General features: G+C 34.7%; 12 protein-coding genes. 4 read left to right on the plus strand and 8 right to left on the minus strand.

Annotation, left to right across the window (positions count from 1 at the left end):
• Positions 1-362: 362 nt before the first annotated feature.
• Complete coding sequence (gene murI, locus A9G48_RS10030) at positions 363-1,178, minus strand: glutamate racemase (protein ID WP_051825444.1); 816 nt, start codon at positions 1,176-1,178, stop codon at positions 363-365.
• A 212-nt stretch (positions 1,179-1,390) separates the two neighbouring features.
• Here murI and metK point away from each other — a divergent pair, with 212 nt between their 5' ends.
• Genes metK through A9G48_RS10050 form a run of 4 tightly spaced genes read left to right on the plus strand, consistent with a single transcriptional unit; the run spans position 1,391 to position 4,497 of the window.
• Complete coding sequence (gene metK / locus A9G48_RS10035; protein WP_034948160.1) at positions 1,391-2,542, plus strand: methionine adenosyltransferase; 1,152 nt, start codon at positions 1,391-1,393, stop codon at positions 2,540-2,542.
• The gene (locus tag A9G48_RS10040; protein ID WP_034948161.1) at positions 2,526-3,029 is read left to right on the plus strand and encodes a SprT family zinc-dependent metalloprotease; all 504 of its coding nucleotides are present in this window, start codon (positions 2,526-2,528) and stop codon (positions 3,027-3,029) included. The genes metK and A9G48_RS10040 overlap by 17 nt, the downstream gene beginning before the upstream one ends.
• 14 nt (positions 3,030-3,043) lie before the next feature.
• Positions 3,044-3,661: a hypothetical protein gene (locus A9G48_RS10045; RefSeq protein WP_051825446.1), complete on the plus strand. Its 618-nt coding sequence runs from the start codon at positions 3,044-3,046 to the stop codon at positions 3,659-3,661.
• Positions 3,655-4,497 (plus strand): 23S rRNA (adenine(2030)-N(6))-methyltransferase RlmJ, encoded by an 843-nt coding sequence (locus A9G48_RS10050; RefSeq protein ID WP_034948380.1) that lies wholly within the window; start codon positions 3,655-3,657, stop codon positions 4,495-4,497. The genes A9G48_RS10045 and A9G48_RS10050 overlap by 7 nt, the downstream gene beginning before the upstream one ends.
• 113 nt (positions 4,498-4,610) lie before the next feature.
• Here the strand turns inward: A9G48_RS10050 and A9G48_RS10055 are convergent, their stop codons facing one another.
• The 7 genes from A9G48_RS10055 to fabD form a co-directional block, all read right to left on the minus strand.
• Entirely contained in the window at positions 4,611-4,979 is a 369-nt protein-coding gene (locus A9G48_RS10055; RefSeq protein WP_034948162.1) for a diacylglycerol kinase, read from the minus strand.
• Positions 4,980-4,999: 20 nt separating this feature from the next.
• Positions 5,000-5,959: an acetyl-CoA carboxylase carboxyl transferase subunit alpha gene (gene accA / locus A9G48_RS10060; RefSeq protein WP_034948165.1), complete on the minus strand. Its 960-nt coding sequence runs from the start codon at positions 5,957-5,959 to the stop codon at positions 5,000-5,002.
• A 258-nt stretch (positions 5,960-6,217) separates the two neighbouring features.
• Complete coding sequence (dnaE, locus tag A9G48_RS10065) at positions 6,218-9,694, minus strand: DNA polymerase III subunit alpha (protein ID WP_034948168.1); 3,477 nt, start codon at positions 9,692-9,694, stop codon at positions 6,218-6,220.
• Between the two features lie 186 nt (positions 9,695-9,880).
• Entirely contained in the window at positions 9,881-11,125 is a 1,245-nt protein-coding gene (gene fabF / locus A9G48_RS10070; protein ID WP_034948177.1) for a beta-ketoacyl-ACP synthase II, read from the minus strand.
• Positions 11,126-11,289: 164 nt separating this feature from the next.
• Complete coding sequence (acpP, locus tag A9G48_RS10075) at positions 11,290-11,523, minus strand: acyl carrier protein (protein WP_034948180.1); 234 nt, start codon at positions 11,521-11,523, stop codon at positions 11,290-11,292.
• A gap of 150 nt (positions 11,524-11,673) precedes the next feature.
• Entirely contained in the window at positions 11,674-12,408 is a 735-nt protein-coding gene (gene fabG, locus A9G48_RS10080; protein WP_034948183.1) for a 3-oxoacyl-ACP reductase FabG, read from the minus strand.
• A gap of 12 nt (positions 12,409-12,420) precedes the next feature.
• Positions 12,421-13,356 (minus strand): ACP S-malonyltransferase, encoded by a 936-nt coding sequence (fabD, locus tag A9G48_RS10085; RefSeq protein WP_034948186.1) that lies wholly within the window; start codon positions 13,354-13,356, stop codon positions 12,421-12,423.
• Between the last annotated feature and the right edge of the window lie 33 nt (positions 13,357-13,389).

Here is a 13,389-nt window from a genome sequence, read left to right on the forward strand (position 1 = left end):
TCAAATGAATCTTCAGTGTCACTTATCAAGACTTCTTAATCTTTTTAGTCCGTAGACTTTTAATCTTTCGTCTCGCAAGTGCCCACACAGATTGTCTGTTTCTTCTTTTTAAAGAGCTAACAGCTTCCAATTCTCAATCAACTTTTTGTTAATCATCTTTGCTGTCTCAAGGGCTGCGTATGTTACGCTACACCTTTTTATTCGTCAAGATCTTTTTTCAAAATTTTTGACCTTGTTCACCAACTCTATTCCCGTCCAATTTCGATGACGTCGTGTCAGTGGGTGCGCATTATAGGGACTTCTTTTTTTTTAGCAAGCAAAAAAGATAAAATATTTATTTAGTCGTGTAATTTTTAATCTCATTAAACTTTAATAGTATGATATTTATTAAGATGATAATCAGATAGTTTTTTAATCAACTTTTCTACAGACTGAGTATAAGCTGTGCTTAATACAATATTTTCTGACGTAGAAAGAATTATTTGGTTTAGTTTATATTTATCATTTAGCAAATTATAGACCCTTGTTGCAATCGCATATCCCGAATCTATTAAGCTCGCCTGAGGAAAAAGCATCTGTAGTTCTGTTTTAATAAAAGGATAATGGGTACAACCTAATACTATTGTATCAGGGATTGTTTGTAGGCCAAGCCAAGGTTGCATTAGTTCTTTCAACTGCTCCATATTTACAATAATGCCCTGTAATTTATTTTCGGCTATAAGCGCTAATTCTGATAATCCTAATAATTTAACAGTACAATGCGCAGCAAATTGCTGTATTAAATTGGTTATGTAAGTTCTTTCAACGGTTGCTTTTGTTGCTAATAATCCTATACATTTATTTTTAGTAAGTAAGCTAGCAGGTTTAACAGCTGGTACAACTCCAATAATAGGAAAAGAAAATTTAGCGCGCAAACTAGGCAAACAAATAGTACTAGCTGTATTACAAGCGATAACTGCTAAATCAATTGGATAAAATTTAGTAACAGCCTCAATGACAGAGTTTACCCTATTAATTAAAAAATCTGATGATTTATCTCCATAAGGAAACATTTCATTATCAAACATGTAGATATAATGTGCATTAGGTATTTTATTGTAAATTTCATTATAAACAGATAAACCACCAATACCTGAATCAAATATTAACACTGAAGGCGATTGTTTTACGATATTCATTTTAGCTATAGGAAATTAAATAATAAATTAGAAACGCTTCATATCGTAAATTGATTAAAAATTAATGCAAGTATTTTACTCAAGCTGATATGGTATTTAGTTCTGAAAATTATAAACTAGACGTCTAGACGGTAAAACTGCTAAAATAGATATATTAAGGCTAAATATTATATTTTAAGCATTATGCAGGAATTAAATTAAGAAGGTATTCTATGTCAGAATTTCTATTTACTTCAGAATCTGTTTCAGAAGGTCATCCAGATAAAATTGCCGATCAGATATCTGATGCTGTACTTGATGCAATTTTAAAACAAGATCCAAAGGCTCGTGTTGCTTGTGAAACATATGTAAAAACCGGTATGGCTTTAGTTGGTGGAGAAATCACTACTTCAGCTTGGGTAGACATTGAAGAATTAACTCGAAAAACAATTAATGACATTGGATATACCAGTTCAGAAATGGGATTTGATGCAAATTCATGTGCGGTACTCAATGCCATTGGCAAACAATCTCCTGATATTAATCAAGGGGTTGATCGAAATAATCCTCTAGAACAAGGTGCTGGAGACCAAGGTATTATGTTTGGTTATGCTACAAATGAAATGCCAAATTTAATGCCTGCAGCTATAAGCTATGCTCATGACTTAATGCGCTGCCAAGCAAAAGTTAGAAAAAATGGTACACTTCCTTGGTTAAGACCTGATGCAAAAAGCCAAGTCACATTAATTTACCAAGATGGTCAGATAAAAGGTGTTGATACAATCGTTTTATCAACTCAGCATTCAGAAGACATTGAGCAAACAGCATTACATGAAGCCGTCATGGAAGAAATCATTAAACCAACATTGCCCGCCGAATGGCTAACACCTAGAACAAAATACTTTATTAATCCAACTGGACGTTTTGTTATTGGTGGCCCAATGGGTGACTGTGGACTAACTGGACGCAAAATCATTGTAGATACATACGGCGGAGCAGCTCATCACGGTGGAGGCGCTTTTTCTGGAAAAGATCCTTCAAAAGTTGACCGCTCAGCAGCTTATGCCGCACGTTATGTTGCAAAAAATATTGTTGCGGCAGGACTCGCTGACAGATGTGAATTACAAATATCTTATGCAATTGGTATTGCCAATCCTACATCAATCTATGTCAATACTTTCGGCACAGAAAAAACACATCACGATAAAATCGTATCACTTATTAAAGAATTTTTTGATTTAAGACCTTATGGATTGATTCAAATGCTTGATCTAATTCAACCAATCTATCAACAAACTGCAAGTTACGGTCATTTTGGTCGAGATATATTTCCTTGGGAAAAAACTGATAAAGCGGCACTATTACGTGATGCAGCAGGATTATAAACGCATACCAATTTATTTACATAATCAAACTATGGCTTGTTTAAGAACTCATTTAATACAAGCCAATCAACGTCTACATTCCCAATATAAAGAGCCCAAGATCATTTATAAACCCAAAGGCAGTATTGCTGGTAGTGCCTTTTTAACACGTTGGGAAATTCAACTTAATTCGATTATGTTGCTAGATAATGGTACTCAATTTATTGAGGAAGTTGTGCCTCACGAATTAGCTCATCTCATTGTCTTTAAAGAGTTTGGTAAAGTAAAACCACATGGTAAAGAATGGCAATATATTATGTCAGAAATATTAGGAAAAATCCCTGCAACAACTCACCGTTTTTCCATTCAACGCAATACTTACTTATACTACTGTAGTTGTCAACAACATCACTTAACTTCGATAAGACACAATAAAATTCAAAATAATAAAACTAGTTATTTATGTCGTAAATGCGGTACTATACTCAAACTTAAAAGTGCTATTTAATACTGAGATATTGCATGTGTAAGTTAGATTTTCATTTTTATAAAAGTTCGTTATTAATTATCGCTCTTGGCATTATACTTTATATTACGGGAAATTGGTTTATACCTTTATACAATGGAATGACGGTTGTAGTGATTGAACATATTCAATCTCTCTTCTTATTATTTATGTGCTGTTATACCTATTATTATGCAAAACGAGTATCTGAACATTCTGAGCTTTATAGATTTTGGATTTGGACAATTTTCTGGTGGTTTATGCTTTTTGGTCGAGGAATTAGTTGGGGAAGAGACTTTTTCCCTGAGGTACCTCGTTTCTATTATAAAATCATTGCTAGTATATTAATAACGATCCCAATACTAAGTATATTTCTACCCACAATTCGCCGAGAAATTGCTCGTCGCTACAAATACGAAAAAATACCATTTTGGCATATATTCTTTGCTTCTTTATTCTTAGGTATAGCTGATATTGCGGAACATCGCCGTATTGGACATGAATTTCTAGTTATAACAAAAGAGCGAAAAGATCTCATTGAAGAATTAATGGAAATTCCTTGTCTTCTTTGTTTATCCTTAATAACCTTTTATATGCAAAAAAATGAAAAAAAGAGAGTAGATTCCCTATGCTAAGCTACCGCCACAGTTACCATGCAGGAAATCATGCAGATGTATTAAAACATATTGTTTTAACATTATGTATTGAATCATTAAAGGAAAAAGAAAAGCCTTTTTTATATTTAGATACACACTCGGGGGCTGGACGATATCTATTAAGAAGTGAGCATGCAGAAAAAACGGGTGAATATTTATCAGGAATTAATTTACTATGGCAACAATCTAATATTCCTGAATTGCTTAATACATATATATCGGTACTAAGACGCTATAATCCTTTTGAGGAAATAAAATATTATCCTGGTTCACCATTAATTGCGAAGCAATTATTACGTGAACAAGACAAGCTCAACCTTACAGAGTTACACCCAACTGATTACCCTTTATTAAAACAAGAATTTATTAAAGATAAACGAACAAAAGTTTTACGTGAAGATGGATTTTCCCAATTAAAATCAAAGTTACCTCCACTATCTCGCCGTGGAATAATATTGATTGATCCTTCTTATGAAATTAAAGACGATTATCAAAAAATCCCTGCAGCATTATTTGAAGCATATAAACGTTTTGCAACAGGTGTTTACTTAATTTGGTATCCTGTGGTATCTCGCACACAAACGGAAAAGATGATTAATGGCATTATTGATTTAGGTATTAAACGAATTTCACAATTCGAACTTGCTATAAAACCAGATAATGATCAAAAAGGCATGACAGCATCTGGAATGATAGTTATAAATCCGCCATGGAAATTATATGACCAGATGCAAAAAATTATGCCATGGTTAAAAAATATTTTAGATATAGAAAAAACAGGTAATTTCTCAATAAAACAATTAACTTCAGAATAACTTTTACTATTTAAAAATGCGAGCCGATCTCGCACTTTTAAATAAACTAAATTAGTCGTTATCAAATGTTTAATCATAAAGCTTTTAAATCAATAATTTTTATTAGTAAATCTCTAAGAAAAAAAATGACAAGAAAATATATAAATCCATAAAATAACAGTTAATAATAGAGATAAGAAAACTGCAGCAGAACCATAATCTTTAGCTCTTCCCGATAATTCGTGTCTTTCACTACCAATTCGATCTACAACACACTCAATTGCACTGTTAAGGAGTTCTATAATCATCACAACACCGATAGAACCTAGTAATAAAATTCGTTCATAAATTGAAAAATCTATTAACATTACAATTATATAAGCTATAACCAACAGAATTAATTCTTGTCGAAAAGCTATCTCATACTTAATCGCTGATTTAAAGCCTTTCAGAGAATATTTGGTTGCATTAATCAAACGTTGCAACCCCGTTGCTTTTTCCATAATGATATTCCAAAGTAAGATTATCTTACATAACCATAATTCATTAGACGTTGAAATCTTCTTTCAAGCAGCACTGATAATTCGATATTTCCAAGTTCATCAAGATCACTTATCAGCTGTTTTTTTAGTGAATCTGATACTGCCACATAATCACGATGAGCACCACCAAGTGGTTCGGGTATCACTGAATCAATAAGATTTAATTTCAATAATTTATCTGCTGTCATATTCATTGCTTCAGCTGCGACTGGTGCTTTATCAGCACTTTTCCATAAGATAGAAGCACAACCTTCAGGAGAAATAACAGAATAAGTACTATATTGAAGCATATTCACTTTGTCAGCAACTCCAATGGCAAGTGCCCCCCCTGAGCCACCCTCACCAATAACAGTACAAATTGTTGGAACTTTTAGTCGTGACATTTCCCGCAAGTTCCGAGCAATTGCTTCAGCCTGACCTCGTTCTTCAGCACCAATCCCTGGATAAGCTCCTGGGGTATCGATAAATGTAATTATCGGTAATTTAAAACGTTCTGCTAACTCCATTAGTCTTAATGCTTTACGATAACCTTCTGGTGCTGGCATACCAAAATTACGATAAATTTTCTGCTTTATTTCACGACCCTTTTGATGACCAATAACAATCACAGGACGTTCATCAATACGTGCAACTCCACCAACAATCGCTTTGTCATCAGCATAAGCTCTATCTCCAGCTAATTCATCGAAATCAGTAAAAATTTCTTTAATATAATCTAATGTATAGGGCCTATTTGGATGTCTGGCTAATTGTGCAACTTCCCACGGTGATAAGTTCGCAAATATTTTTCTTGTTAACTCACGGCTTTTTTGATTCAATTGTTTAATTTCTTTATCTAAATTAATATCTAATTCAACTTGTTGTGAATCAATATTCTTTAAGGAATTAATTTTTGCTTCTAATTCCGCTATCGGCTTTTCAAACTCCAAAAAATTACTCATAACGATTATGATTGCCTCTTAATTATTTTGTATTTTCCTAAAATACGCTATCTAATACAGTATACTGGCTAATTCTTAAGATAAAATTAAGACAATTCTACTATGTAATACTTATCAAAGTCACCTAGATTTATCACTTATTAATTTTGGCACTTCAAGATAGCGCTACTTCTATATATATTACAGTATATTCATTATTGCGTTATTCGTTTTATAAACGAAAACATTAAAATACGAATAATTTTGTATCGCGTTATACTAAAACTCAAATTCAATTCGGTCATTGCCAAGTATTGTTTTTAATTCAAGAATTAATGCATCTTCTGGGACAATTTTCCATGTAGCACCAAACTCAATACGCACAACAGAATCATCTCGATGATAATATAAATTTACAGGCACATTCCCATGACGATAAGGTTCAAATATTTGTTGCAAACGCTGCAACATTGCACGTTCGGCTTCATTTTCAGTTAAAGTAATAGCCAATCCTTTAACATATTTAGCTCGAGCATCTTTTAAATCAACAATTTCTCGCGCTGTCAATTTGAATCCTCCATTAAAATCATCATAGCTAACTTGCCCCGTGACTATTAAAATCTTATCTTTAATTAATAAATGCCCAAACTTTTCTAAAGAATCTGCAAACAGCATACCATCAATACGGCCAGAACGATCATCTAAAGTAAATAAACCGATTTTATTACCTTTTTTAGTGATTCTAACTTTAGCATCAACAACAATACCTGCAAAAGTAGCCATTTTTCCCCAACCAGTTGGTGAAGCTTCATTAATTCGTAACCCTCCGGCATAACGACTCAATTCTTTTAAATATTGAGTAACTGGGTGTCCCGTTAGGTAGAGTCCTAAAGTATCGCGTTCACCATCAAGTAAGACTTTCTCCGGCAATTCGGGGACAGCTGCATAAGCATGTTCAACTTGCTCTGGTTCTTCAGCTAAAACACCAAACATATCTTCTTGCCCGATATTTTGAGCTTTAGCATATTGTTCAGCTGCTTGTATCGCATCATTAATACTATGTAAAATAGCAGCTCGATGAGGACCCAATTTATCAAAAGCACCTGCCATAGTAAGTTTTTCAAGTACTCTACGATTAATTTTTTTCATATCAGTTCGAGCACAAAGTTCGAATATATTTTTGAAATACCCACCGCTATTACGAGCTTCAACAATAGCTTCAATTGGACCTTCTCCAACCCCCTTTATAGCACCGATACCATATATAATTTCGCCCTTTTCATTAACATGAAAATGATACAATCCACTGTTAATATCTGGTGGATTAATTTTTAATCCCATGCGTAGACATTCATCAACAAGGCCAACAATTTTATCGGTGTTATCCATATCAGCAGTCATAACTGCAGACATAAACTCGGCAGGATAGTGCGTTTTTAACCATAACGTTTGGTAAGAAACAAGCGCATAAGCTGCTGAATGAGATTTATTAAATCCATATCCAGCAAATTTTTCAACCAGATCAAATATTCGCATTGATAGTTCTCCATCAATGCCTTGTTTTTCCGCTCCTTCTTTAAATATGGAACGCTGATTTGCCATCTCTTCGGGTTTTTTCTTACCCATGGCGCGGCGTAATAAATCTGCACCACCTAATGTATAGCCAGATAGAGTCTGTGCAATTTGCATAACTTGTTCTTGATATAGAATAATACCGTAGGTAGATTCTAAAATAGGTTTTAATGACTCATGTTGATATTTAATATCGGGATATGAAACTTCTTCTCGACCATGTTTTCGGTCAATAAAGTTATCCACCATACCTGATTGTAAAGGACCTGGACGAAATAATGCCACTAAAGCAATCATATCCTCAAAGCAGTCAGGTTTTAAACGCCTTATTAAATCTTTCATTCCCCGAGATTCAAGCTGAAATACTGCTGTAGTTTCTGCTTTTAATAATAATTCGAAGGATTTTTCATCATCTAAGGGGATTCGGGTTATATCGACTTTTTCCTTACCTTCACGTAGTCGGCGTTCATTAATCATTTTGATTGCCCAATCAATAATGGTTAATGTTCTTAATCCTAAAAAGTCAAATTTAACAAGACCGGCATATTCAACATCATTTTTATCAAATTGAGTAACAGGATGATGACCTTCTGAATCACAATAAATTGGCGAAAAATCTGTAATCTTAGTTGGTGAAATTACAACTCCCCCTGCATGCTTACCAGCATTTCGAGTTACGCCTTCTAATTGCCGAGCAATATCAATTAATGATTTAATTTCTTCATTATTATCATATAAATCTTGAAGTTGAGGTTCAACTTCAAAAGCTTTAGCTAAAGTCATACCAGGATCTGGTGGTATTAATTTCGCAATACGATCAACAAACCCATAAGGATGTCCAAGGACTCGACCAACATCACGTATTACTGCTTTGGCAGCCATAGTTCCGAAAGTAATAATTTGAGATACAGCATCCCGTCCATACATATCTGCGACATGCTCAATAACCAGATCGCGTTTCTCCATACAAAAATCGACGTCAAAATCGGGCATAGAAACGCGCTCAGGATTCAAAAAACGTTCAAAAAGTAAATCAAATGCTAGTGGATCTAAATCGGTAATTTTCAATGCGTAAGCAACTAGAGAACCAGCTCCAGAACCTCGCCCTGGTCCAACAGGAATATCATTATCTTTTGACCATTGAATAAACTCCATCACGATTAGAAAGTAACCCGGAAAGCCCATTTGATTAATAACAGTCAATTCTGTTTCTAAACGTTCATCATATTCAGGCCTTCTTTGTTTTCTAACTTCTGGATCGGGGAATAAAAATACTAACCTTTCTTCTAAACCTTCACGTGATTTATACACTAAAAAGTCTTCAGTAGTCATGTCACCAGTCGGAAATTTAGGTAAAAAATACTCACCTAGACGGATAGACACATTACAGCGTTTTGCTATTTCAACACTGTTTTCAAGCGCTTCAGGAATATCAGAAAATAGCTCACACATTTCCTGTTCAGAACGTAAATATTGATCTGCTGAGTAATTCTTAGGTCTGGAAGGATCTTCAAGAGTATTTCCATCATGAATCGCAACTCGAATCTCATGAGCTTCAAAATCAGAGGGCTTTAAAAACCGAACATCGTTAGTTGCAACAACTGGTAATAAATATTGCTCAGCTAACTTTATAGCACGATGAATAAACACATCTTCATTGACTCGCTTAGTACGTACTAACTCAAAATAAAAATGATCATTAAAATTTTCAAGGTAAAAATTAATAGCATGATCAATAATAGTTTGATTATTACGAACAATACCTATACCAATATCACTTTCTCGCCCAGCTAATACAATTAACCCAGTGCGATGCATAACCAACCATTCCAAATCAACAACAGGTATATCGCCAATATAACCTCGTTGATAAGCTTGAGAAATTAATAACGTAAGGTTTTGATACCCCTGATTATTAGCCGCTAACAGGGTTAGACGGTAAATATCATCAGGCAATTGAGAACTTCTAATAGCGAGATCTGCACCAATAATCGGTTTAATACCTTTTGACATTGCTGAACCGTAAAATTTCACTAGCCCACAAAGATTGGTAAAATCAGTGATTGCAAATGCCGGCATCTGTAGCTTACTCACTTCATTTACTAATGTACTAACTTTAGCAATTCCATCGATCATAGAAAAATCGCTATGTAAGTGAAGATGAATAAATTTAGGTTCTGCCATAATTATCAAAATAATAAAGCTATAAAAAATTATTTAAGATTATAACACAAGCAATGTAAATATTCTTAATCTCTTTAAAATAGGAATATGAATTGCACAAATAAAAATGAGTCTAATTCATAGAAGCAATAAAAGCTTGATAAAATATTACGCCGATATTAAATTATCGGCGAATAAGAGAAGAAATTAGATTTTTTTAAACAATACTGAACCGTTGGTTCCACCGAAACCAAAAGAATTACATAATGCATATTCTAAATTCTTAACTTGACGAGCTGTATGTGGAACATAGTCAAGATCACAACCTTCATCAGGATTATCCAAATTAATTGTTGGTGGAACAGCTTGATCACATAAGGCAAGCACAGTAAAAATTGACTCAACAGCACCCGCTGCTCCGAGTAAATGACCAATCATTGATTTAGTTGAACTAACCATTACCTTATTAGCATTTTCTTTAAAAATACTTTTTACTGCTTGAGTTTCAGCTCTATCCCCAGCTGGTGTCGACGTACCATGAGCATTAATATAACCCACTTGTTCAGGCGTAATACCTGCATCGCGAAGTGCACATCTCATTGCTAAGGCCGCACCACTACCATCGGCTGGAGGTGAAGTCATATGATAAGCATCGCCACTCATACCAAATCCAACTAGTTCAGCGTAAATCTTAGCTCCACGTTTTTTGGCGTGTTCATATTCTTCTAAGAACATGATTCCTGCACCATCACCCAACACAAAACCATCACGATCTTTATCCCAAGGTCGGCTTGCTGCTTTAGGATTGTCGTTGTTAGTTGATAAAGCACGAGCTGCACCAAAACCACCTATACCCAATGGAGTGCTAGCTTTTTCGCCACCACCCGCTAACATCGCATCTGCATCACCATAAGCAATCATGCGTGCAGCATGACCAATATTATGAACACCTGAAGAACAAGCTGTTGCAATAGTAATACTCGGTCCTTTTAATCCATAAATAATAGATAAGTGTCCCGCAATCATATTAACAATTGTTGATGGTACAAAAAAAGGGCTAATTTTGCGTGGTCCACCATTTACTAATGCACTGTGGTTTTCTTCAATCAACCCAAGCCCACCAATACCTGAACCTATAGCACAACCAATTCGTTCTGCATTTTCTTCCGTAATCTCAATACCAGCATCTTGCATTGCTTGCATACCAGCAGCAATACCGTATTGGATAAAATAATCCATTTTGCGCGCATCTTTGCGTGAAATATTATAATCTTCGCCATTAAAGTTTTTAACCATCGCTGCGAAGTGCGTTGCGAAAGGGGCTGTATCAAAATGTTCTATGAGTTCAATACCACTTTGACCTGCTAATAAGGCTTGCCAAGTGGACTCAACTGTATTACCTACAGGAGATATCATGCCCATTCCAGTAACAACAACTCTGCGTTTAGACACATTGTCCTCCAGGAAAGGATTGAAATGAAATTTGAATCAATGAAAATACTATCTTTGAGTTTTCTTATAATTTATGCTTAATTTAAATTTATCTTTAAAAAATTAATCTGATAAATACAAACTAGGCGATCAGTTGACCGCCTATCATGAAAACTCTGCTAACCTTATTGATTTGCAGTAATATAATCAATTGCTGATTGTACAGTTGTAATTTTTTCAGCTTCTTCGTCTGGAATTTCAGTATCAAATTCTTCCTCTAAAGCCATAACAAGTTCAACTGTATCAAGAGAGTCAGCGCCAAGATCTTCAACGAAAGAAGATTCATTTTTGACTTCTTCTTCTTTCACACCAAGTTGCTCAACAATAATTTTCTTAACTCGCTCTTCAATAGTGCTCATACTCTATTTTTTCCTATAAAAAATCGCCGAAAGTGGCGGTGAATGTAAGTTTATAAAATGTTGAAAAAGATGCCAACCATTTTTCAACCCAATTGTTTGTTTTTTGTTCTAACGTCAAAATATTGGCTTATTTTACACTATTCTAGCCAATTACACCATATACATGCCCCCATTGACATGTAAAGTTTCGCCTGTGATATAAGATGCTTCATCGGATGCTAAAAAAGCAACAGCATTCGCAATTTCAATAGGTTCACCTAAACGACCTGCTGGTACTTGTGCTAATATTAAAGCTTTTTGATCTTCAGTTAAAGTCTCTGTCATATCGGTTGCAATAAAGCCAGGTGCAACCACGTTTACAGTAATACCTCGTGATGCAACTTCACGTGCTAATGATTTACTAAAACCAATCAATCCTGCTTTAGCTGCTGCATAATTGGCTTGTCCTGCATTACCCATAGCTCCAATAACCGATCCTATGGTTATAATTCTGCCATAGCGTTTTTTCATCATTGTTGGCATTAATGCTTTAGATAACCGAAAAACAGAAGTTAGATTAGTATCTAAAATATCTTGCCACTCGTCTTCTTTCATTCGTATTAATAAATTATCACGAGTAATCCCTGCATTATTAATTAAAATATTAATATCGCCAAATTCTGTTTTAATTGCCTCAATAACAGACTCAATTGATTGTCCTTCAGTCACATTTAAAGCAAAACCTTTACCATGTGAGCCTAAATATTGGCTAATAGCCTCAGCACCTTTTTCCGTTGTGGCTGTACCAATAACAGTAGCGCCACAGGCTGCTAATTTTTCGGCAATTGCTTTACCAATTCCACGGCTAGCACCAGTGACTAAAGCAATTTTTCCTGATAGGTTCATAACTACCTCTTTTTATTTAGTATTTTCTATTGCAACTTCTAATGAAACTTTATCATTAACTGCACAAGCTGAAAGTGCACTTACGATACGTTTAGTTAAGCCAGTTAAAACTTTACCAGGTCCCATTTCAACTAAAAGCATTACATTTTGTTTTGCTATATATTCCACAGTTTCTGTCCAACGTACAGGACTATAAAGTTGAGCAATTAATGCAGTTTTAATTTTGTCAGATGATGATTCAACTTTCACATCAACATTGTTAACCACTTTAAATTTTGGCGTATTAAATTTAATGCCGCTTAATGTGTTAGCTAATTTATCGGCAGCAGGTTTCATCAATACACAATGAGACGGTACACTCACTGGAAGTGGTAATGTACGCTTAGCACCTACTTCTTTGCATAATGTACTAGCACGTTCAACGGCTTCTTTATTACCTGCGATAACAACTTGACCTGGTGAATTAAAATTTACAGGAGCAACAATTTGACCTTGAGCTGCTTGCTCACATGCGATGCGAATAGAATCATTATCAAGTCCAATGATAGCATACATAGCCCCTGTACCACTTGGTACCGCTTCTTGCATTAATTTTCCACGTAATTCGACTAATTTAATTGCATCTTTAAAGTCAACTACGCCTGCACACACTAATGCAGAATATTCACCTAAACTATGACCAGCCATAAAATCAGGTTGAGGACCATTAACACTTTCCCATACCCTAAATATTGCAACAGATGAAGCAAGTAGCGCTGGTTGTGTTTGCCATGTTTTATTTAGTTCTTCTACTGGACCTTTTTGTACTAAATCCCATAAACCATATCCAAGCACTTCTGAAGCTTCATCAAATGTTGATTTGACAATCGGGAAATCATCTGCAAGATCTTTTAACATACCAACAGTTTGAGAGCCTTGTCCTGGAAATACCATTGCAAATTTGGTCATACTTAAATCCTTGATCATTAAAAATACTTCATA

Origin of the sequence: Gilliamella sp. wkB18, assembly GCF_001690875.1 — a bacterium.
Lineage (GTDB): Bacteria > Pseudomonadota > Gammaproteobacteria > Enterobacterales > Orbaceae > Gilliamella > Gilliamella apicola_A.

Excerpts from the sequence above, each read along its gene's own strand:
- murI (WP_051825444.1), bottom strand. The coding sequence starts at position 1,178 with ATGAATATCGTAAAACAATCGCCTTCAGTGTTAATATTTGATTCAGGT.
- metK (WP_034948160.1), top strand. The coding sequence starts at position 1,391 with ATGTCAGAATTTCTATTTACTTCAGAATCTGTTTCAGAAGGTCATCCA.
- A9G48_RS10040 (WP_034948161.1), top strand. The coding sequence starts at position 2,526 with ATGCAGCAGGATTATAAACGCATACCAATTTATTTACATAATCAAACT.
- A9G48_RS10045 (WP_051825446.1), top strand. The coding sequence starts at position 3,044 with ATGTGTAAGTTAGATTTTCATTTTTATAAAAGTTCGTTATTAATTATC.
- A9G48_RS10050 (WP_034948380.1), top strand. The coding sequence starts at position 3,655 with ATGCTAAGCTACCGCCACAGTTACCATGCAGGAAATCATGCAGATGTA.
- A9G48_RS10055 (WP_034948162.1), bottom strand. The coding sequence starts at position 4,979 with ATGGAAAAAGCAACGGGGTTGCAACGTTTGATTAATGCAACCAAATAT.
- accA (WP_034948165.1), bottom strand. The coding sequence starts at position 5,959 with ATGAGTAATTTTTTGGAGTTTGAAAAGCCGATAGCGGAATTAGAAGCA.
- dnaE (WP_034948168.1), bottom strand. The coding sequence starts at position 9,694 with ATGGCAGAACCTAAATTTATTCATCTTCACTTACATAGCGATTTTTCT.
- acpP (WP_034948180.1), bottom strand. The coding sequence starts at position 11,523 with ATGAGCACTATTGAAGAGCGAGTTAAGAAAATTATTGTTGAGCAACTT.
- fabG (WP_034948183.1), bottom strand. The coding sequence starts at position 12,408 with ATGAACCTATCAGGAAAAATTGCTTTAGTCACTGGTGCTAGCCGTGGA.
- fabD (WP_034948186.1), bottom strand. The coding sequence starts at position 13,356 with ATGACCAAATTTGCAATGGTATTTCCAGGACAAGGCTCTCAAACTGTT.